This is a genomic window from Staphylococcus sp. GDB9P120P, assembly GCF_017893435.1.
GTDB classification, from domain to species: domain Bacteria; phylum Bacillota; class Bacilli; order Staphylococcales; family Staphylococcaceae; genus Staphylococcus; species Staphylococcus cohnii.
The window spans coordinates 512472-536269 of record NZ_JAESNB010000008.1 but is presented as its reverse complement, the minus strand read 5'-3'; the positions used below and the strand labels follow the sequence as shown (position 1 = coordinate 536269).

Annotated in this window: 26 protein-coding genes; 18 read left to right on the top strand and 8 right to left on the bottom strand. The window is 31.6% G+C overall.

Translation table 11 applies throughout. The annotated features are described in order from the left end of the window. Positions 1–57 precede the first annotated feature (57 nt). The 3 genes from KA856_RS07800 to hfq are packed head-to-tail and all read left to right on the top strand — an operon-like array spanning position 58 to position 2182. Positions 58–999 (top strand): alpha/beta hydrolase, encoded by a 942-nt coding sequence (locus tag KA856_RS07800; RefSeq protein ID WP_107383963.1) that lies wholly within the window; start codon positions 58–60, stop codon positions 997–999. A 15-nt stretch (positions 1000–1014) separates the two neighbouring features. After that, on the top strand, positions 1015–1962 hold the full coding sequence (gene miaA, locus KA856_RS07795; protein WP_107386180.1) for a tRNA (adenosine(37)-N6)-dimethylallyltransferase MiaA: 948 nt from the start codon (positions 1015–1017) through the stop codon (positions 1960–1962). A 1-nt stretch (position 1963) separates the two neighbouring features. Continuing rightward, complete coding sequence (hfq, locus tag KA856_RS07790) at positions 1964–2182, top strand: RNA chaperone Hfq (RefSeq protein ID WP_046208590.1); 219 nt, start codon at positions 1964–1966, stop codon at positions 2180–2182. An 83-nt stretch (positions 2183–2265) separates the two neighbouring features. Here hfq and KA856_RS07785 read toward each other — a convergent pair whose 3' ends face one another. Further along, the gene (locus KA856_RS07785) at positions 2266–2739 is read right to left on the bottom strand and encodes a glutathione peroxidase (RefSeq protein WP_019468733.1); all 474 of its coding nucleotides are present in this window, start codon (positions 2737–2739) and stop codon (positions 2266–2268) included. 103 nt (positions 2740–2842) lie between these two features. On the opposite strand from KA856_RS07785, the gene hflX reads away from it, so the two are divergent. From hflX to KA856_RS07755, 6 genes are all read left to right on the top strand, one after another. Continuing rightward, a complete protein-coding gene (gene hflX / locus KA856_RS07780) occupies positions 2843–4075 on the top strand; it encodes a GTPase HflX (protein ID WP_107383960.1) in 1233 nt (410 codons plus the stop codon). 14 nt (positions 4076–4089) lie between these two features. Beyond that, a complete protein-coding gene (locus KA856_RS07775) occupies positions 4090–5313 on the top strand; it encodes a methionine gamma-lyase family protein (RefSeq protein ID WP_107386179.1) in 1224 nt (407 codons plus the stop codon). A gap of 248 nt (positions 5314–5561) precedes the next feature. Beyond that, positions 5562–5930 carry a MerR family transcriptional regulator gene (locus tag KA856_RS07770; protein WP_181187463.1) on the top strand — a complete coding sequence of 123 codons (369 nt, stop codon included), beginning with the start codon at positions 5562–5564 and terminating at the stop codon, positions 5928–5930. Positions 5931–5951: 21 nt separating this feature from the next. Further along, on the top strand, positions 5952–7292 hold the full coding sequence (gene glnA, locus KA856_RS07765; RefSeq protein ID WP_019468737.1) for a type I glutamate--ammonia ligase: 1341 nt from the start codon (positions 5952–5954) through the stop codon (positions 7290–7292). Between the two features lie 317 nt (positions 7293–7609). Then, a complete protein-coding gene (locus KA856_RS07760; protein ID WP_019468738.1) occupies positions 7610–7810 on the top strand; it encodes a hypothetical protein in 201 nt (66 codons plus the stop codon). Positions 7811–7943: 133 nt separating this feature from the next. After that, positions 7944–8492: a GNAT family N-acetyltransferase gene (locus KA856_RS07755; RefSeq protein WP_107386178.1), complete on the top strand. Its 549-nt coding sequence runs from the start codon at positions 7944–7946 to the stop codon at positions 8490–8492. A gap of 102 nt (positions 8493–8594) precedes the next feature. Here the strand turns inward: KA856_RS07755 and KA856_RS07750 are convergent, their stop codons facing one another. Continuing rightward, positions 8595–8786 (bottom strand): hypothetical protein, encoded by a 192-nt coding sequence (locus KA856_RS07750; RefSeq protein WP_107383956.1) that lies wholly within the window; start codon positions 8784–8786, stop codon positions 8595–8597. Positions 8787–8968: 182 nt separating this feature from the next. Between KA856_RS07750 and nucI the strand changes: the two genes are divergently transcribed. Further along, a complete protein-coding gene (nucI, locus tag KA856_RS07745; RefSeq protein WP_107386177.1) occupies positions 8969–9499 on the top strand; it encodes a thermonuclease NucI in 531 nt (176 codons plus the stop codon). Positions 9500–9735: 236 nt separating this feature from the next. On the opposite strand, the gene KA856_RS07740 is transcribed toward nucI, so the two are convergent. Beyond that, the gene (locus tag KA856_RS07740) at positions 9736–10599 is read right to left on the bottom strand and encodes a hypothetical protein (protein ID WP_107386176.1); all 864 of its coding nucleotides are present in this window, start codon (positions 10597–10599) and stop codon (positions 9736–9738) included. 283 nt (positions 10600–10882) lie between these two features. Between KA856_RS07740 and KA856_RS07735 the strand changes: the two genes are divergently transcribed. Both KA856_RS07735 and KA856_RS07730 read left to right on the top strand, forming a co-directional pair. Next, on the top strand, positions 10883–11329 hold the full coding sequence (locus KA856_RS07735; RefSeq protein WP_226952021.1) for a sugar phosphate isomerase family: 447 nt from the start codon (positions 10883–10885) through the stop codon (positions 11327–11329). Between the two features lie 111 nt (positions 11330–11440). Continuing rightward, positions 11441–12034 (top strand): hypothetical protein, encoded by a 594-nt coding sequence (locus KA856_RS07730; RefSeq protein ID WP_107517891.1) that lies wholly within the window; start codon positions 11441–11443, stop codon positions 12032–12034. Positions 12035–12129: 95 nt separating this feature from the next. Here KA856_RS07730 and KA856_RS07725 read toward each other — a convergent pair whose 3' ends face one another. Next, complete coding sequence (locus KA856_RS07725; RefSeq protein ID WP_107386174.1) at positions 12130–13497, bottom strand: aspartate kinase; 1368 nt, start codon at positions 13495–13497, stop codon at positions 12130–12132. A gap of 192 nt (positions 13498–13689) precedes the next feature. On the opposite strand from KA856_RS07725, the gene KA856_RS07720 reads away from it, so the two are divergent. Genes KA856_RS07720 through KA856_RS07705 form a run of 4 tightly spaced genes read left to right on the top strand, consistent with a single transcriptional unit; the run spans position 13690 to position 17810 of the window. Next, a complete protein-coding gene (locus tag KA856_RS07720) occupies positions 13690–14973 on the top strand; it encodes a homoserine dehydrogenase (RefSeq protein WP_107386173.1) in 1284 nt (427 codons plus the stop codon). Positions 14974–14978: 5 nt separating this feature from the next. Further along, complete coding sequence (gene thrC, locus KA856_RS07715; protein ID WP_107383949.1) at positions 14979–16040, top strand: threonine synthase; 1062 nt, start codon at positions 14979–14981, stop codon at positions 16038–16040. A gap of 1 nt (position 16041) precedes the next feature. Beyond that, on the top strand, positions 16042–16953 hold the full coding sequence (gene thrB, locus KA856_RS07710; RefSeq protein WP_107386172.1) for a homoserine kinase: 912 nt from the start codon (positions 16042–16044) through the stop codon (positions 16951–16953). Between the two features lie 53 nt (positions 16954–17006). Beyond that, positions 17007–17810 (top strand): Cof-type HAD-IIB family hydrolase, encoded by an 804-nt coding sequence (locus KA856_RS07705; protein WP_107386171.1) that lies wholly within the window; start codon positions 17007–17009, stop codon positions 17808–17810. A gap of 593 nt (positions 17811–18403) precedes the next feature. Here KA856_RS07705 and KA856_RS07700 read toward each other — a convergent pair. Both KA856_RS07700 and KA856_RS07695 read right to left on the bottom strand, forming a co-directional pair. Further along, positions 18404–18718 (bottom strand): hypothetical protein, encoded by a 315-nt coding sequence (locus tag KA856_RS07700; protein WP_019467809.1) that lies wholly within the window; start codon positions 18716–18718, stop codon positions 18404–18406. A 203-nt stretch (positions 18719–18921) separates the two neighbouring features. After that, positions 18922–20367, bottom strand: coding sequence for an amino acid permease (locus KA856_RS07695; protein WP_210138588.1), 1446 nt, complete (start codon positions 20365–20367; stop codon positions 18922–18924). 223 nt (positions 20368–20590) lie between these two features. Between KA856_RS07695 and KA856_RS07690 the strand changes: the two genes are divergently transcribed. After that, positions 20591–22078, top strand: coding sequence for a catalase (locus tag KA856_RS07690; RefSeq protein ID WP_107385305.1), 1488 nt, complete (start codon positions 20591–20593; stop codon positions 22076–22078). Between the two features lie 333 nt (positions 22079–22411). Here KA856_RS07690 and KA856_RS07685 read toward each other — a convergent pair whose 3' ends face one another. Together KA856_RS07685 and rpmG are read right to left on the bottom strand one after the other, a co-directional pair. After that, positions 22412–22660 (bottom strand): hypothetical protein, encoded by a 249-nt coding sequence (locus tag KA856_RS07685; RefSeq protein ID WP_107385306.1) that lies wholly within the window; start codon positions 22658–22660, stop codon positions 22412–22414. Between the two features lie 439 nt (positions 22661–23099). Continuing rightward, complete coding sequence (rpmG, locus tag KA856_RS07680; protein WP_017724369.1) at positions 23100–23249, bottom strand: 50S ribosomal protein L33; 150 nt, start codon at positions 23247–23249, stop codon at positions 23100–23102. A 225-nt stretch (positions 23250–23474) separates the two neighbouring features. Between rpmG and rpsN the strand changes: the two genes are divergently transcribed. Further along, the gene (gene rpsN / locus KA856_RS07675) at positions 23475–23744 is read left to right on the top strand and encodes a 30S ribosomal protein S14 (protein ID WP_019467805.1); all 270 of its coding nucleotides are present in this window, start codon (positions 23475–23477) and stop codon (positions 23742–23744) included. Positions 23745–23798 lie beyond the last annotated feature (54 nt).

Sequence of the window (23798 nt, the reverse complement as noted above, 5' to 3'; positions counted from 1 at the left end):
GAAGGTATATTGTATAATGTATGATGAATGAAACGAAACGTGATTTGGGGGTAAAACATGAGTGGAAATGAGTTTAAAATCACTGTTGCAGATGGGACAACTTTAGAAGTGAAATTGAATAAGGCGAAAAAAGATACGATTGGTGTTATTCACTTACTTCATGGCATGGCGGAACATATGGATAGATATGATGCGCTTGTTGAATCATTAAATCAACAAGGATATGATGTACTGCGACACAACCATAGAGGGCATGGTATAGATATAGAATCATATGAACGTGGTCACATTGATAGTATGGAGCAAACAGCTGACGATACTTTTGAGATTGCACAGACGTTGTATTCTGATTCTGTGCATACGCCATATATTATATTAGGGCATTCTATGGGTTCTATTATCGCTAGAATTTTCACACAAAAATATCCTGATGTTGCGCAAGGTATGATTTTATCAGGAACTATGCAGTACCCTAAATATCTAGGTAAACTCGTACAAATAGTTTTAAAACTTATCACTTTAATAACTGGAAAAAGACGGCGTTTAAAATGGTTAAACCAAATAATGTATAAAACCTTTAATAAAAATATAAAAAATAATAAATCGGAAAGTGATTGGTTATCCAGCGATGAACAAGAAGTAGAAAAATTTGAAAAAGACCCTTATACTGGATTTTTAGTCTCAAATCAATTGATTTTTGAAACAGTAAAATATATGTTACAGACAAGTAAATTAAAAAATATAAAAAAAATGAAACCAGATCTACCCATTTTACTTATTTCTGGAAAAGATGATGCGATAGGTAATTATGGCAAAGGGATTAGACATTTAGGGAAATTATATAAAAAAGGTAATATTCAACATATCACAGTACATTTATACAAAAATAAAAGACATGAAGTGTTATTTGAAAAAGATGCGACGACTACATGGCAACATATGTACGATTGGATAGAAAGACAAATTTTAAAAAAATATAACAGAGCAGATAAAGCATAGAGAGAGTTGATATAAGTGCAGAGCGATAAACCATTCATAATTGCATTAGTTGGTCCAACAGCTGTTGGTAAAACAGAATTAAGCATTGAATTGGCTAAAAAATTTAATGGTGAAATAATTAGCGGAGATTCCATGCAAGTATATAAATACATGGATATTGGAACAGCAAAAATAAAACAAGAAGAGATGGCTGATATACCTCATCATATGATAGATATTTTGGAACCTGATGAAACTTTTTCTGCATATGATTTTAAAAATAGAGCTCAAAATTTAATTAATGAAATCACGGTTAGAAATCATGTGCCTATCATAGTTGGTGGCACAGGCTTGTATATCCAATCATTAATCTATAATTATGCCTTCGAGGATGAAACGATATCTGAAGCACAACAAATTAAAGTCGATCATGCGCTAAAAGAAATAGATTCATTAACAAATGAAGCAATGCATGACTATTTAGCATCTATAGATAAAATTTCAGCTGATAATATACATCCAAATAACCGAAAAAGAGTTCGAAGAGCTATTGAATATTATTTAAAAACAAAAAAACTTTTAAGTTCACGCAAGAAAAACCAACAATATACAGAAAATTATGATACATTATTAATAGGGATAGAAATGTCACGCGAAACTTTATATCAAAGAATTAATAAACGTGTAGATATAATGTTGGAACGCGGATTACTAAATGAAGTGAAACAACTCGTTGAAGATGGTTTTGAAACTTGTCAAAGTATGCAAGCTATCGGATATAAAGAGATGTTACCTGTAATTAAAAATGAGGCTAGTCTAGCCGAAGCAACAAATAAATTGAAAAAGCATTCTAGAAATTATGCTAAAAGACAAATGACTTGGTTCAAAAACAAACTCGACGTAGTATGGTTAGATAGAGAGAAAATGTCACTTTCATTGATGTTAGATGAAGTTTCAGTCCAAATAAAGAAAAGGAGAACATAATATGAATACAACAGAAAACATCCAAGATAAATTCCTAGGACAATTTAAGGCTGATCAAACGAAAGTTATTGTATTTTTAGTAAACGGTTTTCAAATGAAGGGCATTATTGAAGATTATGATGACAATTTAGTTTGTTTATTAACACAAGGAAAGCAACATCTTATTTATAAACATGCTATCAGTACATTCACGCTTGATGATGCAGTAGAAGAAGTATAATATTAAAAAACAATTTATTTTGCATACTTTAAATGAAAAAGCTACACTTTGATATAAATTATCAAGTGTAGCTTTCTTATTATTTATAATAGTGCTTCAATATCTGCTTCAATTTGACTTGGTTTTTTTTGTGGTGCGTAACGATTGGTTACTTTACCTTCTCTATCAATTAAAAATTTAGTGAAATTCCATTTGATTTTTTCATTGAAAAATCCATTTTGTTGTTCTGTTAGGAATTGATATAATGGGTGTTGATTTTCTCCTTTGACATCAATCTTTTCATGCATTGGAAAAGATACGCCATAATTAATTTTACAGTTTTGAGTCGCTTCTTCACCGGTACCTGGCTCTTGACCTCCAAATTGATTACATGGAAAACCTAGTACAACAAATCCTTGGTCTTTATAGTTGTCGTATAAATGTTGTAATCCTTCAAATTGTGGTGTGAAACCACATTCACTAGCAGTATTAACAATTAGCAATACTTTGTTTTTATATTCTTCTAATTTGTATGTTTCACCATTTGATTTTTGAACTTCTATATCGTATATAGTCATATAGCGTCACCTCTTATTAATAATTTAACATAATTTGAGAAGATAGTCTTTATATAAACACTGTGATAAAATAGCAAAGAAAACTTTGAAAGAGGTGCATGTTATGAGCCAACAAACACATACGACTAAAAAGGAATTAGAATCAGCAATTTTAGTTGGAGTACAAGCTCAAACCGATGAAGTGTTTGATTTTGAATCAACAATGGAAGAATTAGCTTCATTGTCTGAAACATGCCAATTAAATGTACAAGCTGAATTTACTCAGAACAGACAACATTTTGATAATAAATATTACGTTGGAAAAGGTAAGTTAGAAGAAATTAAAGCATACGTAGAAATGAACGAAATAGATGTAGTAGTTGCTAATGATGAATTGACAACGGCACAGTCAAAAACATTAAATGGTAATTTGAATGTTAAAATTATCGACAGAACGCAACTGATTTTAGAAATTTTTGCACTTCGAGCACGAAGTAAAGAAGGTAAGTTACAAGTAGAATTAGCGCAATTAGATTATTTATTACCAAGACTTCAAGGTCATGGGCGTAGTTTATCAAGATTAGGTGGAGGCATTGGAACGAGAGGTCCTGGTGAAACTAAATTAGAAATGGACCGTCGTCATATTAGAACACGCATGAATGAAATAAAACATCAATTAGAAACAGTGGTTGAACATCGTGAGCGTTATCGTAATAAACGTGAACAAAATAATGTGTTTCAAGTAGCACTAATTGGTTATACAAACGCTGGTAAATCATCTTGGTTTAATGCATTAGCTAATGAAGCTACCTATGAGAAGAATTTACTTTTTGCTACTTTAGATCCTAAGACAAGACAAATTCAAATTAATGATGGATTTAATTTAATCATATCTGATACGGTTGGTTTTATTCAAAAACTACCAACTACACTTATCGCTGCGTTTAAATCTACATTAGAAGAAGCGAAAGGTGCAGATTTGTTGTTACATGTCGTAGATGCGAGTCATCCTGAATATCGTGTTCAGTATGATACAGTTAATCAAATTATAGGTGATTTAGAAATGGGGCATATTCCACAAGCTATTATTTTTAATAAAAAAGATTTACATGAAGGTACTGCCCCTACTACTAATTTACCATCAATTTTTGTTTCAAGTAAAAATGAAGCAGATGAAGAAAAAGTGAAACAATTACTTATTGAGCAAGTAAAATCTGCTTTGACTACTTATGAAGAAAATGTACCAAGTGCTGATGCCGATAGATTATATTTTTTAAAACAGCATACACTTGTCACTGAAATCAAATTTAATGAAACAGATGCAACATATACTGTAAAAGGTTTTAAAAAAGAATAGGAAGAAGAATTACGATGAAAAATACGAAGCAATTAATAGCAGAAACAGAAGCAAAACTAGAACCATATTTTAAAAAAATAGAAGAAATCGCTTATATCAATCAAGAAAAAGTGTTAGATGCATTCCATGCTGTTAAAGTAGCTGAAAGTGACTTACTGGGGACAACGGGTTATGGTTATGATGATATAGGTCGGGATCATTTAGAAGCGGTTTATGCACATGCATTTAAGGCAGAAGATGCATTAGTACGTCCCCAAATTATTTCTGGCACGCATGCGATCACGATTGCATTACAAAGTACTTTGAAATATGGGGATGAGTTATTGTATATCACTGGAGATCCTTACGATACGTTATTAGAAGTGATAGGTATTAATGGTAATGGTATAGAAAGTTTAAAAGAACACGGAATACTATATAATAAGGTTGACTTAAAGCATGGTGAAATTGATATTGATAAGGTATTGTCTAAAATATCATCGCAAACTAAGGTTATTGCTATTCAGCGTTCGAAAGGTTATGATCAACGACCATCCATAGATTTAACAAACATAGAAATCGCGATTCAAAAAATAAAAGCCAAATACCCTGAAATCATAATTTTTGTAGATAATTGTTATGGTGAATTTGTTGAAGAACGGGAACCTATAGAATGTGGTGCTGATTTAATGGCAGGTTCATTAATTAAAAACCCAGGTGGAGGTTTAGCTAAAATTGGTGGTTATATCGTAGGTAATGAAACATTGATAGAAAGATGTGGATACCGTTTAACCGCGCCAGGAATTGGTAAAGAAGCCGGTGCCTCTCTATATTCATTGCAAGAAATGTATCAAGGCTTCTTCTTAGCGCCTCATGTGGTTAGTCAAAGTTTGAAAGGTGCATTATTTACGAGTTTATTATTAGAAAAAATGAATATGCACACTTCACCAAGATTTGATGTGCCTAGAACAGATTTGATTCAAACGGTCACTTTTGATACGAAGGAACAGATGATTCAATTTTGTCAAAGTATTCAAGCAGCTTCCCCGATTAACGCACATTTTAGTCCTGAACCATCTTATATGCCAGGTTATGAAGATGATGTTATTATGGCTGCGGGTACTTTTATTCAAGGTTCTTCAATTGAATTATCAGCGGATGGTCCAATTAGACCCCCATATGAAGCATATATACAAGGCGGCTTAACGTATGAACACATTAAGTTAGCAGTAACAAGAGCTGTTGAAAAGTTATTTTAATAACCTGAAAGAGATGCCACATTGAATTGCATTTATTGCTATGTTAAATAGCAAATTGTAATGTATATGTGGCTTTTTTAATTAAATTAAAAAAATTTCGGAAAATTCAGCGATTAAATTGAATAAAACTGTTATAAAGTCAGTAAGATCAATGGTTTGATGTATATGTTAGAAAACCTGACATATTTTTGAATTACTTTAGTAATTATGCTAAATTAAATACAAGTTCAAAAATAGAGGTGATTGGATTGGAGTCAAAAGATACGATACGACGAAGCATGCCGGTCTTCTCTATGAGTGTTGTTACGAAATTAAGTGAATTAACTGCTAGACAAGTTCGCTATTATGAGACACATGAACTGATTAAACCACATAGATCAGAAGGAAATAAACGACTTTTTTCGTTAAACGATTTGGAACGCCTTTTAGAGATAAAAAGATTAATAGAAAAAGGTTTTAATTTAAAAGGTATTAAACAGATTTTAAATGACGAACAAGAACACCTTTCTGATGTTGAACAAGAAACGAGAAAACAAATGATTGTTGATGCTACACAGAAACCACAACGAGAAGCGATTCCGATAAATCGTGGAGATTTATCTCGATTTATCAAATAAAATTAATGGGGGACATTTATAATGGCAAAACGTACATTTACAAAGGAAGACATACACAAGTTCGCTAAGGAAGAAAATGTCAGATACCTACGTTTACAATTTACTGATATTTTAGGTGTAATTAAAAACGTGGAAGTACCAGTAAGCCAATTAGAAAAAGTTTTAGATAACGAAATGATGTTTGACGGATCTTCAATTGAAGGTTTCGTACGTATTGAAGAATCAGACATGTATTTATATCCAGATTTAGATACATGGGTTATTTTCCCATGGACAGCCGGTCAAGGTAAAGTAGCTCGTCTTATCTGTGATGTTTATAAAACAGATGGCACACCATTTGAAGGTGACCCACGCGCAAACTTAAAACGTGTGTTAAAAAACATGCAAGATTTAGGATTTAGTGAACTTAATTTAGGGCCAGAACCTGAATTCTTCTTGTTTAAATTAGATGAAAAAGGTGAACCAACATTAGAATTAAATGATAATGGGGGTTACTTTGACCTTGCACCAACAGATTTAGGTGAAAATTGTCGTCGCGATATTGTTTTAGAATTAGAGGATATGGGCTTTGATATTGAAGCAAGTCACCACGAAGTGGCACCAGGCCAACATGAAATTGATTTTAAATATGCAGATGCTATCACTGCTTGTGATAATATCCAGACATTTAAATTAGTTGTTAAAACAATCGCACGTCAACACAATCTTCATGCAACATTTATGCCTAAACCATTATTTGGTGTGAACGGAAGCGGCATGCACTTCAATATGTCACTTTTCAAAGGTAAAGAAAATGCCTTTTACGATCCAGAGGGCGATATGGAAATGACTAAAGATGCTTATCATTTTATCGCGGGGATTCTGAAAAATGCACGTGGTTTAACTGGTGTATGTAACCCATTAGTTAATTCTTATAAACGTTTAGTTCCAGGTTATGAAGCGCCATGCTATATTGCTTGGAGTGGTAAAAACCGTTCACCATTAATCCGTGTACCAACTTCACGTGGTTTATCAACGCGTGTAGAAGTTCGTTCAGTAGATCCAGCAGCCAATCCTTACTTAGCATTAGCAGCTATCTTACAAGCGGGCTTAGACGGTATTGAAAATAAATTAGAAGTACCAGAACCAGTAAATCAAAATATATATGAAATGAATCGTGAAGAACGTGAAGCCGTTGGTATTCAAGATTTACCATCAACATTATATACAGCTATTAAAGCAATGAAAGATAATGATTCTATTAAAGAAGCTTTAGGTAATCACATTTATAATCAATTTATAAACTCTAAATCTATTGAATGGGATTACTATAGAACTCAAGTTTCTGAATGGGAAAGAGAACAATACTTAAAACAATACTAGGTGCTAAGCAAAAGGGGCAAACACTAGGTATATAAGCAATTCGGGTCACTTATTCGTAAGTGATTCGGGTTGCTTTTTTTGCACCCACTCGTATTTATAAGTGCCTTTTGGGTGAAAATCAGGGATGATTCAGCCTATTTTTAACTATTAGAAAGTGAAAAAGTTATGTAAAATTTGTATGAAGTGATATAATTTTTGAAAATAAGATTAGATTTTTTAATATAGTGTATTATATTTATAGGTTTTTAAGTTAAAGTAAAAATAACGTTTAGTCTTATTGAAATGATTTAAACTAATTAAAAAGGGGTTGGAGTTAAATGCAAGAAGTAAAATTAAGTACGTTAAAAGCGGGTTCCTTAAAAGAATTAGAAAGTAGCATAAATGCATATTTAAAAGATGAAGAAGTAGCGGATTATCAATTACTCAATTCAACTGTTCGTGAAATAGAAGAGCGTGCTTTTTCAGCAAATGAAGAAGAATTTCATGCTATATTAACATTTATAAAAGAAGTAGAATAAGAACAAACGTTATTGATTGTAATGATTACTAAGTTTTAGGGAATTACAAAATACACAATATGAGGTTGAGACTATTATCACGTCTCAACCTTTTTCTAATGAAAATTGATTTGTGAATGAAAGGTAGAATGTAATGAAGTATTTAAAAGTACAGATGACAAGAGAAAATTTAGAAAGTATTCCACAGTATGAATTACCTGTTGGATATAAAATTCGTAACTTTAAAATAGGAGAAGAAGTAAAATGGGCAAATTTGGAAATGAAAGTTAATGAATTTGATACTTCTGATCAAGCATTGACACATTTCAACACTGAATTTGGACCGTATATTAATGAAATGGAACAAAGATGTTTGTTTCTTGAGAATCCCGAAGGAGAAGTTATTGGTACCGCAACTGCTTGGTATGGACATTTAACAAAAGATAGCAAAACATCTGGACGAATCCATTGGGTTGCGATTATTCCGGAGTATCAAGGTAAGCAATTATCTAAACCTTTATTAACGGCAGCAATGAAAATTTTAGCTGCATATCATAATCAAGCATATTTAACCTCTCAAACAACAAGCTTCCAAGCAATCAATATGTATCTTAATTTTGGATTCAGACCAATTCATGCTGATGAATATGATCATGAAGCATGGGCTTTATTGGAAAAAACGTTAAATCGAAGCATTTTATAAATATATTTTTTAAAGAAAAGCGTGTTTATTAGTATATTCCTATAATAATATTATGTTAACTAAAATAAAAAAACTGCCGATTTAAACACTCGGCAGAAGACACTATTTTTTCTTATTCTTAGTTACAATAACTTGAATAATAAAAATAATAAATCCAATGAAAATGCCTAAAAATATTGCTACAACTGCAGACACAAGCGGTGGAAATTGAAATTGATATTGTAATATTAAGCCTACAATGATTGCTATAACAATCGCAATAACTGTAATCATGTTCTCCTTAAATATACTCAAACTGTTCACTCCTATCATTTATGTATTATATCATGATTGCTTAAGTACGTTAAAATAAAATAATGACTAATTAAAGTTTAATTTAATGTAAAAGATTAATTTTTATTTAAAATGAGCGTCTTGACGTAAACTTTAATTTTTTATATGATAATTTGGTATATTTATAAAAAGTGGGTGCAACAATGAAACCAACAAAGAAAATTACTACATTAATTATTAGTATAGTTGTACTAGGCGTACTTGCATTTCAGTTTATAAATGGGACTGGCCCTTTTTCATCCAATGATACAAATAATAATGACGGACCAAAGCAAACTGAGAAAGTACATGTAGCCCGTGTAGTTGATGGTGATACATTAATAGCAAATAATAATCAACATGAACAAATTAAAGTGAGGTTGATAGGTGTAGATACGCCTGAAACTGTTAAACCAAATACGCCAGTACAACCATATGGTAAAGAAGCATCTGATTTTTCAAAAGAACATTTAACCGATAAAGATGTCTTTTTAGAATATGATAAAGAAAAAGAAGATCGATATGGTCGTACACTGGCATATGTTTGGCTAGATAAAGATACGATGTTCAATGAACTGTTAGTGAAAAAAGGATTGGCTAGAGAAAAATATTTTTCTCCAAATGGTAAATATAGAGAAATGTTCGAAAAAGCAGAACAGATAGCTAAAAGTAATAACGAAAATATATGGAGTTAAAAATTTCAAATGACTTAAACACAAAAGTGACTGGTACATAAATATCTATTCTCAAAAAAGAGAGCTAATCCATAATGGGTTAGCTCTCCTTTATATTTACATCTTACGATTTTGGCAATACATGTTTGTCTGAGTATTTGATTTACTTAATCTGAGCATGTAATCTCTTACTTATATCATTATTAGAAGTGACGGCATGTTACAAAATCGTTCATGCAGTTTTTAATACTGTTTAATTAGTGGAAATGTGCAAGTAGTTCATTATACTGTGATTCAGTTAATGATTCTTGAGCATTTACAATCGTTTCACCAATTACTTCTTTTAGAGAAGATTTGGATGAAACTGTTTCTACAAAATCTTGTCTTTCTGTAGGTCCATCAATTAAATTTACGCTACCATCTGTAAAGTAAACTAAACCAATATTTTGAATTCTATGATGCAATTGGTCTGCAATTCTATCTTCCAATGCTTTGGCATTTTTTGAAGACTGTTCATATGGATCATAATTATAAAAGTCATAAATAATAGAATTATTTCTAATTCTCTCTACAAATGTGTATGTTGTAGGTCGTGTTGATTGGAATTGACTATGGAATTGATTTGCAATATAACGGCCAACTGTTTGATTTACAGTATCATCGTCACTATTTTGTGTGTCATTTGTTGGGTCAACTGTGAAGTGGTAAAATGTTTTTTGCTTCCAGTTTTTCACATTAATATTAAATAACCCTTTTTCAGTAATAACAATGTAATCGAAAGCTCTAGCATATTCAAACAAAGGATGCTTAACAGCTAAATTTCCAGTTGTTATAATATCAAAAAATGAAATTGAACCTTCACTTTGATATTGATTTAATATGTCATTTAAATCCTGTTTAGCTTTTCTTAATCCATGATGGTGTGTATCATTATTAACATTTTTTTCAAGCATTTGATTTTTTAAATAAGTGTTTTCACGCGTGATGATACTAATTTTATTTATTAACTGATCTTTTGCATATGATTCAGTCTCAAGCTTATGATTCATCACTCTTCTTTCAATAATAATAACTAATAATAGTATTACAATAATTATTGCTAAAATAATCGGTAAAAACATTGGTATCATCCTAATCTTAATATTTTTAATAAACTATATTTTACTCTTTTATTTATATTTGTACAAATACAATTAACTAATAGGGTTAATATTAGTATAATCATATTTTTTAATTATAAGCAATTCCTACTTAATATATAAATGAGTGATATGATTTGTTATAAAAATTATTGAATTAAAAAAATGATGTATCTATTTAATTAGTGCTTAATTGGGTAATACATATATTATCTACTATACTTACCATAGAAAAGTCTGTTTGGAGGACATTGATTTGACTACTATGAAAAAATATATCAACTATATAATAGAAAACGTAAATAATGAAGATGTTATTGCATTTGATAACCACCCAGTTACTTATCACATTATTGACGAACTATATGAAGCTAAATTTAAAATTTCAGTGATTTCTTTTTCAACTGATATCATTAAATATGTTGCAAGGTACACTGATTTTAATATTATAATGCCCAATGGAAAGGTAGACAATGCACTACATATTATCACTGGTACGGATGTTATCCAAACATTTGAGAGATATCGCATTCGCTATTATTTTGCAACTGCACCTTATATGACAGATAAAGCATTGTATCAAACATTGCCAGAAATTGCTGAAATTCAGTTAGCTTTATACAATCGTTCAGAAGAATTATTAATTGTTAACAGACCAGCGATTTTGAAACAACATCATCGACAAGACTATAGCTATATTGGCGAATTTTAAATAAAAATGTGTTTAAATTCACATTTTTGTGCTTTTCACATTGAAAAATGTAGCAACAAATAATATAATGATCATTAATGGAAACGCTTACTTTTGATAGGAGGTACAGATTTGGCAGTTAGTAATGATAAAAATATTAAAGAAGTTGTAAAAAATTTAACTGAAAATGTACCTGAACTGTTTAAATATAATGGTGAAGTCGCAAAACAACTTTTTCTTCATGATGAGTTTAATTTAGACGATAAGGTAGATATTAGTGTCGAAAGAAAATATCTTGGTGAAGTTTTAAAGTTTATACCTAAAAGCAATACGATTGTTTTACACGATGGTAAAAATACAACCACTGATTTTACAAAGTTAGAATTTGCAGATGTCACTCATGCAAATATTTATATAAATGATGAGTTAATAATGACAATTATTGTTTATGATGTTGAAAATGATGAATGGATGTTCAGGTGGAATCACAATATTCGTTTACCCGAAAAGCATATTTATTTTCATTCTATCAAATGGGATGTAGATTATATTAAGCCTGAAATTGTATTAATGTATGAATTATTGGATCCCATCGATTATCATCAATTACCAAATTATAGAAGTGTTATCGATTCGTTAAGTTATTATCAATTTGTTATTTTACGCTTAGTTGTTGGAGATGAACGCATTAATCAAGCACTTATATCTGAAAAAAAAGCAATTTAAAAACCCTTCAAATCATTCTTTAGGATTCATTCACTTTCAAATGAGTCTATACGATTTGAAGGATTTTTTATCGATAAATAGTTAGTAATTATTGTTTAAATATTCAAACAATTTTTAGTGTAACAATATTCATAAGTAGCATTAACTGCTTTCTCTGCATCTGTAACGTCGATTCCAAACATCATAGAAATTTCTGAAGCGCCTTGGTTCATCATTTTCAAGTTTATGTTTGATTCTGCAAGTGCATGAGTAATTGTGCTGGCAGTACCAACGATTCTATGCATGCCTTCACCAACTACCATTAGTATCGCTAAATCATGTTCAATGCTTAATTCATCTACATCACAATTTTTACGTATATCATTAAGTACTTGTTCCTCTTTGTTTTGTATCTCTTTAGAGCGCATGATGATACTTATGTTATCTATACCTGATGGCATATGATCAAATGAAATATTATAGTCTTCTAGTACGGCTAGTATTTTACGTGTAAAACCAACTTGTCTATTCATAAGATACTTTTTAATATTTAATACTGTGAAATCTTTGTCACAACTAATGCCACTTACAATACTATTTGAGTCAATTTCTCTATCATGTCTAATATAAGTTCCTATATCATCAGGTCTATTTGTGTTTTTTATAACGACAGGAATTCTGTCTTTGTGTAGCGGTTGTAAAGCTTCATCATGGAATACGCCAAAGCCAGCGTAAGATAACTCACGCATTTCGCGATATGTAATTTCATTTATAACTTCAGGATTTTTAACAATAGAAGGATTAGCTCTAAAAATGCCAGAAACATCTGTAAAGTTTTCATATAAATCCGCTCTTACACCTCTTGCTACAATAGCTCCTGTTATATCTGAACCACCACGAGGGAATGTGACCACGTAATTTTGTCTAGAAATACCAAAAAACCCAGGAATGATTAATTTTTCTTCAAATGACCTTAAGTTATAAAGTGCTTCATAAGATTGATCTAAGATTTGAGCATTTTGAGGTAAATCCGTAACAGTAATACCAGCCTCTCCAGGAGAAATATAACGCGTTGGAATACCTTGGCTATTATTATATTCTGCAATAAGCTGAGCATTAAAGTTCTCACCACATGAAAGTAAAGCATCTAACAGTCTGGATGGCTTTTCGCTCAATGTAGCTATGTAACTTTCTAAAGTTTCATCAATTGTTTTTAAAAGTGCATCACTCATGTTGAGTTCGTTAATAATATCCTTGTAACGTTGAATGATTTCTTCTTTTTTAGAATTGTAGTCTAATCGTTCTATCACTTTTTCGTAAAGTCGAATTAATAAATCAGTAGTTTTTACATCATCTTTATTTCGTTTTCCTGGTGCCGATACGACTACGATTTTTCGAGCTTCATCTGAATTAACAATGTCTAATACCTTTTTAATTTGCTCTGCATTGGAAACAGAGCTTCCTCCGAATTTAGTTACTTTCATAATGTTATACAACCTTTCTAAAAAATCAGAAAATTTAGTTTAGTTTTTATCACAGGAGTGATAATATAAATATACGTTTTAAATATTCATAGACTTTACAAAAATAATGAATGAATTTATACTATACCATATTCAAGTATTTTTCAACTGTACAATTGTATTTTTTAGATAAACAAACGGAGGAATGAAGACATGAAAGAATTAAATGTAGCACTACTTGGTTTAGGAACTGTAGGTTCTGGTGTAGTAAAAATAATAGAAGAAAATAGAGAACAAATTAGAGAAACAATGAATAAAGATATTAATATTAGACATATATTAGTACGTGACAAGTCTAGAAAACGTCCTATTAATACATCTAAATATAATTTAACTGAAAATATAGAAGATATTCTTGATGATGAAACAATTGATATCATTGTCGAAGTACTTGGTGGAGTTGAGCCCACAGTAGAATGGTTAAAACGCGCATTGAGTGAGAAGAAACACGTGATTACCGCAAACAAAGATCTTCTAGCTGAAAATTTAAGAGAGCTAGAACATTTAGCACAAGAAAATGATGTTGCTTTAAAATATGAAGCTAGTGTCGCAGGTGGTATTCCGATTGTAAATGCCATAAATAACGGTTTAAACGCCAATAATATAAGTAAATTTATGGGGATTTTAAATGGTACATCTAACTTTATATTAAGTAAGATGACACAAGAAGAAACATCATTTGAAGAAGCGTTGGCAGAAGCACAACGTCTAGGGTTTGCTGAAGCAGATCCAACTGATGATGTTGAAGGTATTGATGCAGCACGAAAAGTAGTTATTACGTCGTATTTATCATTTAATCAGGTGATTAATTTAGATGAGGTTGATAAATATGGTATTAGCGATGTCACACTATCAGATATTAAAGTAGCTGATAAACTTGGTTATAAAATTAAGTTGATTGGTAAAGGTACATATGAAAATGCTCAAGTCAATGCATCAGTCGCACCAACTTTGATTGATAAAAGCCATCAGTTAGCATCAGTAGAAGATGAATTTAACGCGATTTATGTGATAGGTGATGCTGTTGGAGAAACAATGTTTTATGGTAAAGGTGCAGGTAGTTTAGCTACAGGGAGTGCCGTTGTAAGTGATTTATTAAATGTTACATTTAATTTTGATACTAATTTGCATACGCTACCACCGCATTTTGAATTGAAAACTGAAGAAACCAAAGAAATGATGAACGAAGAAGAAGATACGATTGTTATCAAAGGGAAAGAAAGTTATTATGTCGTGGTGCAAACAGATGGAGAAGATGTAAACCAAGTTGAAACTTTATTGAAAGGCGAATTGCCTGTTCATAAATCATTAGCAGTTACTGAACGTGATGCACATACTGCTGGTGTAGTTATCATAGGAATTGATGAATCCCCGATAGAAACAATTCAAGAATCAGGTTATGTTGTACAGAAAATTTACCCAGTTGAAGGAGTTTAATGTTTATGAAAAATTGGCAAGGGCTTGTAGAAGAATTCAAGGAATATTTACCAGTAACAGCTGATACACCTAAAGTAAGTTTAAATGAAGGCCATACACCTTTGATATACTGTGAGAACATGTCTGAAATGCTTGGTATTGAATTACATGTTAAATACGAAGGTGCAAATCCAACAGGTTCATTTAAAGATAGAGGCATGGTAATGGCAATGGCTAAAGCTAAAGAAGAAGGCAAGAAAATAGTGATTTGTGCTTCAACTGGCAATACTTCAGCTTCCGCGGCAGCATATGCTGCGAGAGCAGGTTTAAAAGCGATTGTAGTTATTCCGGAAGGGAAAATTGCTTTAGGGAAATTGTCGCAAGCAGTTATGTACGGTGCAGAAATTGTTTCTATAGAAGGAAATTTTGATGAAGCACTTGAAATTGTACAAGAAGTGGCTAAAAATGGTGAAATTGCGCTTGTGAACTCAGTTAATCCTTATCGTATTGAAGGTCAAAAAACAAGTGCTTTTGAAGTGATTCAACAATTGAATGGCCAAGCACCAGATATATTATCAATTCCGGTTGGAAATGCTGGTAATATTTCAGCATATTGGAAAGGATTTAAAGAGTACCATGACACGAATGATACGCAACTTCCTAACTTATATGGGTTCCAAGCTGCAGGTGCATCCCCAATCGTTCAAAATAAAGTAGTGAAGAATCCAGATACAGTAGCTACTGCAATTAGAATCGGTAACCCCGCAAGTTGGGATAAAGCTAATCGTGCCTTAAAAGAATCAGAAGGTCTCATTGATAGCGTAACAGACGAAGAAATTTTAGAAGCATATCAACTGATGGCTCGAAAAGAAGGTATATTTAGTGAACCTGCAAGCAATGCCTCCATTGCTGGTTTAATTAAGTTACACCGTGCTGGTAAGTTACCAAAGGGGAAACGTGTTGTGTCAGTGTTGACTGGTAATGGTTTGAAAGATCCAGATACAGCTATCTCATTATTAGATAATCCAATTAAGCCACTACCAAATGATAGAGAAAGCATTTTAGAATATATTAAAGGAGCACTTTAGCATGTGTGTACGTTTACGTTTAAAAATACCGGCATCTACTGCTAATTTAGGTGTCGGATTTGATTCTATTGGAATGGCTTTAAATAAATTTTTATATCTTGATGTGCGAATTAATAATAGTGATAGATGGTCTTTTAAACATATAGGGCCAAATGTTGAATCATTACCAACAGACGAATCGCACTATATTTATCAAATTGCACAACAAGTGGCAAATAAATATGACGTGACTTTACCGTCTTTATCTATAGAAATGAGAAGTGAAATCCCTTTAGCAAGAGGCTTAGGTTCCTCTGCTTCTGCACTAGTAGGGGGATTATACATAGCTAATTATTTTGGTGATATAGAGCTTTCTAAATATGAATTATTGCAATTGGCAACTGAATTTGAAGGACATCCAGACAATGTAGCACCTACAATTTACGGAGGGCTTGTCTTAGGATACTATGATCCTGAAACAAAAGTGACGGATGTATCATATATTGATCCACCAAAAGCTGATATTATCATAACAATACCATCAAATGAATTAAGTACGACACTTTCAAGGAATGTGCTTCCGGAAACATTTTCACATAAAAATGCTGTTAGAAATAGTGCCATCAGCAATACAATGATTAGTGCTTTAATACAACAAAATTATGAACTTGCAGGCAAGATGATGGAACAAGACGGTTTTCATGAACCATATCGTCAACATCTAATCCCAGAATTTCAAACCATTAAACAAATTGCAAAACAATATAAATCATATGCTACAGTTATTAGTGGTGCAGGCCCAACTGTTTTAACCTTGATAGCACCTGAACGAAGCGGTGAATTAGTGAGGGAACTTAAACGTGAATTTACGAATTGTCGATCTGAACTCGTTACAGTTAATATCACAGGAGTGGAATCTGAAGTAGTATATTAGTTTGATTTATTTGTTATAATATAGTCTTGTAGAGGTTGAAAGGAGATAGCAAGATGGGATATAAATTAATAGTGATGGATATGGATGATACATTAATGACTTCTGATAACGAAGTTAGTGTTGAAACAGCGCAATATTTAATAGATATACAAGCGCAAGGTTATAAAGTTGTACTTGCATCGGGTAGACCAACAGATGGTATGATGCCTACAGCAAAACATTTGAAATTAGACCAACATGACAGTTATGTCATAAGTTACAATGGTGGAAAAACAGTTAAAGTTTCTGATGAAAAAGTGGAAGTAAGTCGCACTGTGTCAAAGTCTGATTTTGATAGTATTGTAGATTTTTGTAGGAATCAAAAATTGTTTGTTTTGACTTACCAAGATGGTTATATCGTATATGAAGGTGAACATGAATATATGAACATTGAATCAGAACTCACAGGCCTGCCAATGAAACAGGTGGATGATTTAAAAGCATATATTCAAGAGGACGTACCTAAAGTTATGGGGATTGATTATGTTTCAAATATTACAAGTATTAGAAATGATTTAGAAGGTCACTTTAATGAAAATATTGATGTTACTACAAGTAAACCGTTTTTCTTAGAATTTATGGCACAGGGTGTATCTAAAGGCAATGCTATCACTGAATTGTGTCAAAAATTAGATGTAAAATTATCTCAAGTTATTGGCTTCGGTGATAGTTCAAATGATATATCAATGTTGAAAGTAGTTGGTAAAGCTGTTGCTATGGGCAATGCAAATGATGATGTCAAAGCTGTTGTTGATGAAGTTACTTTAACAAATGATAATGATGGTATCCCACACACACTAAAAGCTTTACTTAACTAACAAATTAATTGCTTAACCTTTATTTTTAAATATTGGTCACGCAAATGATTGATAGTTTGATCCGAAATGCTCACCTATAAGTCCCACTAACTCAATTTATTGAGTAGTGGGACTTTATTTTTCAGTTCAATCATCTACTAAAAAACAGCCTGGGGCGAATCGATGATGTCTTAGACTTAACTTTTAATGTAAAAAATTGAAATTTTTGCTTGTGCAAGCTTGGCCTAGGGTTATGATTTAATAGTATAAGTCACTCATACCATTGATCTCGGTGTCAGCTCGTTACAAAATCGTTATCAAGTATGTATTTTAGTACGAAAATAAGCGCCTTATATATACTAAATAAAAATATTAAATTAATTGAACGCGAAACAGTACACGAAATTACTTTTATAAGAACGAAAACGATTATAAGAAACGTGTAAACTTAAATTAATATACCATGTATAAATAGTGCTAAATTATCAATATGCAGTCTTTTACTAAGCTAATACATTAGAATATTTCAACTACAATCTACTGTTTACATATAATTAGCAGAAAAAATGGCAATTTCTATATGAAAATTAGAAATTGCCATTTTTTGTTGGTGATTATTTAGCAGTATGTGTCCATTCATTTTTGCCTCGGTGTCTTTTAACATGAGCATAAACGTTATCTGCAGCATAGTTTAAATTGGTATAAACTGTGATTGAAAACGCTGACTGATTTTCTTCAAATTCTTCTTCTGAAAATAATTCTTTAAGATGGCTAAAAAGACTTTCCATTTGTGAGTGATCTAAACTTGGATACTCTCTTAATGTACGTTTGATTAATTGATCATGTCTTTCTTCAAGTGATTGTACAACAATAACGAAACGCTCGTCAGTTTCTAAAATATCGTCAAATAGGTTTGTTTGTCCAATCATAATTTCCACCTCTAAGTCATTAAATTATTAACTTCATTATACCTTAATTTTGGGTATCTGAAAATATGATAAGCTTTTAATTATTATAAATTCTCATTGTTGAGGTTTATTTTAGAACAAGTAGGTAATAAATAAATGTAAGGTTTGCAATATTAAAAAAGCACTGCAAAAAGTATCTTAAAATACTTTTACAGTGCAATTCATTAATTATAATCATGTTCTTTTAAATCAATGTCTTTGAGTTTAACAATTTTAGTTTGTCGTATTAATTTATGAACAAAGTAAATGATAGCTAAAATAATCATCGGCGATAGGTTTCTAATTAAGACGCCCATATCACCAGCTAAAATCGCACCAATTGAATTACCTATGAATAAGAATAATAATGCAATGATGACTATGATTGGTCCTAAAGGATAGAAAGGAGCTTTATAAGGTAGTACTTCATCAGGATTCAAATTTTGTTTTTTAATCGCTGAACGTAGCCTGATTTGCGCTACGATACTAGAAGCCCAAACAACGATGACTAAAGAACCAATAATATTTAATAGTGAAAAGACGATATCTGATTTAAACTGAGCAATTATAATTATAATTAAAACAATAATGAAAGTTACGAACAATGATACCAAAGGTAACTTTGTAGTTTTATTTAATTTACCTAAAAATTTAGGCGCTTGTTTATCTTCTGCCATTGAGAAAAGCATTCTACTTGTAGTATAAATACCTGAATTCGCAGCAGACAATAATGAAGTTAAAATAACAGCATTAATAACCGAAGCGGCAAAGGCAATACCTACACGATCAAATACGATTGTAAAAGGACTCTGTGATACAGATTCACTTTTGTTTAATAACAATGGGTCTGTGTAAGGAATAATAGCTGAAATAACAGCAATTGATAAAACATAGAACAATAATATTCTCCAAAACACTTGTTTAATTGCTTTTGGCATTGAATGACTTGGATTTGAAGATTCTCCAGCTGTTACGGCCACCACTTCGGTACCACCGACAGAGAATCCAGCGACAAGCAAGACACCCAAGAAGCCAGAGACGCCTCCTACAAAAGGAGCTTCTCCTGTTACGTAGTTGCCTAGACCATATGTCTTTCCACCTAAGATTCCAATAATCGTCAATACACCAATTACGATGAAAATAATTATTGTTGCAACTTTGATAAGTGATAACCAAAATTCTGTTTCACCGAAAGCTTTTACAGAGAAAATATTAAGTAAAAAAAGTATGGCAAGGAAGATAATGCTCCAAGTAACTGGACTGAAAAATTGGAAGAAATCCCAATAATAAATTACACTTGAAGAAATAATAATATCAACACTGGTAACTAGTAGCCAGATTGCCCAATATAGCCATCCCATAGTGAAACCTAGGGAACTATCAACAAAACGGGTTGAATAAGAACTAAAAGAACCTGTAACCGGATAAAAGGTGGCAAGTTCACCGATTGAAGACATTAAGAAATATAACATCACGCCAATAATCAAGTAAGCTAATATTGCGCCACCTGGTCCTGCTTGTGATATTACACTTCCAGTAGCTACAAACAAGCCTGTGCCAATTGCACCACCAATTGCTATCATAGAAATGTGTCTAGAATTAAGACCACGGTTCATATTGTTTTGTGCCATAATACAGTCTCCTATAGTCTATTGAATTTTAAATATATTCTCCATTTTAATGGTTTTATGATTTAAGAGCAATGCTTTTTATGACTTTAAAGCCATAAAATATTCAAATATTTTGAAAATTGTTATTTTATAGATGTATTGTGAGTTGCTTTTACAAATGTTATAGATTAAAATAAATACTAGGTAATAATAATTATTAATAAGAAAAAGCGGGGGAAATATTATGAGTAACAAGAAAAAGTTGACGAGCCTATTTGGCGCACCAATTTCAGATAGAGAAAATAGTATGACAGCAGGCCCTAGAGGACCACTATTAATGCAAGATTGGTACTTTTTAGAGCAAATGGCTCATTTTGATAGAGAAGTTATTCCTGAAAGACGTATGCATGCAAAAGGTTCAGGTGCATTTGGTACATTTACAGTTACAAATGATATTACACAATATACTTCAGCAAGCATTTTTTCTGAAGTTGGTAAACAAACAGAAATGTTTGCACGTTTTTCAACAGTAGCAGGTGAAAGAGGTGCAGCTGATGCTGAACGTGATATTCGCGGATTTGCATTGAAATTTTATACAGATGAAGGGAACTGGGATTTAGTAGGAAATAATACACCAGTGTTCTTCTTTAGAGATCCGAAATTATTTGCAAGTTTAAACCACGCAGTGAAGCGTGACCCAAGAACAAATATGAGAAGTGCACAAAATAACTGGGATTTCTGGACGTCTTTACCTGAAGCATTGCACCAAGTAACAATTTTAATGTCAGACCGTGGTATTCCTAAAGGCTTTAGAAACATGCACGGATTTGGCTCTCATACTTATTCTATGTACAATGATAAAGGTGAACGTGTTTGGGTTAAATTCCATCACAGAACACAACAAGGTATTGAAAACTTACAACCTGATGAAGCAGCTAGCGTAATTGCTGAAGACAGAGAATCATCACAACGTGACTTATTTGAAGCAATTGAAAATAAAGACTATCCAAAATGGAAAATGTATATCCAAGTTATGACAGAAGAACAAGCTCGTAACCATAAAGATAATCCGTTTGATTTAACAAAAGTTTGGTATAAAGGAGACTATCCATTAATAGAAGTTGGAGAGTTTGAATTAAATCGTAATCCAGACAACTATTTCCAAGATGTTGAACAAGCTGCTTTCGCACCAACCAATATTGTACCTGGCATAGATTTTTCTCCAGACAGAATGTTACAAGGTAGACTATTCTCATATGGTGATGCACAACGTTATAGATTAGGTGTGAACCATTGGCAAATCCCAGTTAACCAACCTAAAGGTGTAGGTATGGAAAATATTTGTCCATTCAGCCGTGATGGCCAAATGAGAATTATTGATAATAATCAAGGTGGCAGTACTCATTACTATCCAAATAGTGATGGCTCATTTGAAGATCAACCTGAATTTAAAAAACCTGGTCTAAAAGTTGAAGGTGAAGCATATGAATATGATTTAAGAGAAGATGATGATAACTACTTCGAACAACCAGGTCGTTTATTCAGATTACAATCAAAAGAACAACAAGAACGTATTTTTGAAAATACAGCTAATGAAATGCAAGGCACTACTTTAGAAGTACAACATCGTCATATTCGTCACTGTTATAAAGCGGATAGCGAATATGGTAAAGGTGTTGCGAAAGCACTAGGCATTGACATTAATGATGTAGATTTAGAAATTGCAGATTAATAAATGTATCTTAATTATACACGCATATTTATACTTCAATGGCGCATGGAATTATACAAAATAATTAATTTATGTTAAACATTTGAGATATATGTAGTTCGTGTATGATTTTAAGCGGATGATTTTTACGATATAAAGTAAAAATCATCCGTTTTTATATTTATTTATACCGAGTCTATGTTATAAGTATTGCTTTGTTTTTATAAATTTCCACATACAAAAACCTACAAAGTCAGAGGCTTTGTAGGTTGTCAAAGGTTGTTAACTATCGCTCACATCATATGAGGCGACTGAGTGATGAACAGTAATTTATTTCTCAATTACTAAAAATAATTATCGAGTTTTGATACCTAAGAAATTTTGTGAATAGAAATGCATTTTCCCACAGTTATTACATAATAAAGTTATCATAGGTGTCGGATCATTACCTAAAGAAGCAGTTAACAATGGTAGGAAATAATGTCCGTCTAATATTTCAATATTTGGATGTCCGCAGTTACATACACTTTTATCTTTTGTTTTCTCTGTTATTGAATCTATAATATGCCTTTTTTGCTCATTTGTAATATGACGATTTTCCATATGAAACGCCTCCACATATTTTAATATACTGTATTTATTATAAGGCTTGGCAACCTTTATTAGTAGTCTCTTAACCTATTTAAAAGTGTTAATTAAGTACTTTATTGTTAAATAACTATTAATTTTGATGAATAAATTATAATTTGCAATAAACTATCGTATTTTTGTGCATGTAAAAGTTTTAAATCACCATTCATCTTCAATGATTCAATTAACATTTAAATATTAAAAATAGCTACATAAATCCCATAATCAAAATAATAAACTTATCATTTTCTTATAGATGCGATATATGTTCCGCGTTTTTACCATTTAAAATATAAAAAAACGTCAATTCTATAGTAAAGGAATAGAATTGACGTTAATACTAAGTCCGAGACGTTTATATACCAGACAATTAGTTTGAATGTCGTATTAAAAAGATAATGAAAGCACAGAATTATTTTGTTTCACGATGTAAAGTGTATTTATTTAATCGTGGACAGAATTTTTTAAGTTCAATTCGTTCTGGATTATTACGCTTGTTTTTAGTGCTAATATAATTACGATCACCACATTCAGTACAAGCTAATGTTATATTTACGCGCAAAGTTAACACCTCTTTCTTAACAGGAATCATTACGTTTTAAAATAATATCATATTCTTTCATTAATTTCAATAAGATTGAGCTTTGAAAAGTATGTAGTTAATTAAAGTTAAATTTCTAAGCATTATACGAATGTTAATAATTTAAATATTTTAGTTTGATAAATAAAAAGAATGTGTTATTTTACAAAACGTAATAATTACGATTTGTAAAAAGGAGAGAATATTATGGCAAAAAAATCTAAAATTGCTAAGGAGCAAAAAAGAGAACGCTTAGTAGCACAATATTACGAATTAAGAAAAACGCTGAAGGAAAAAGGTGATTATGAAGCATTAAGAAAATTACCAAGAGATGCTTCACCAACAAGACTGACACGTAGATGTAAAGTAACTGGTCGTCCAAGAGGCGTGCTGAGAAAGTTTGAAATGTCACGAATTGCGTTTAGGGAACATGCACATAAAGGACAAATTCCTGGCGTGAAAAAATCAAGTTGGTAATTTAGGACTTTAGTTCATTTACATTTAGGGAAAAAGCATGTATATTAACTATTG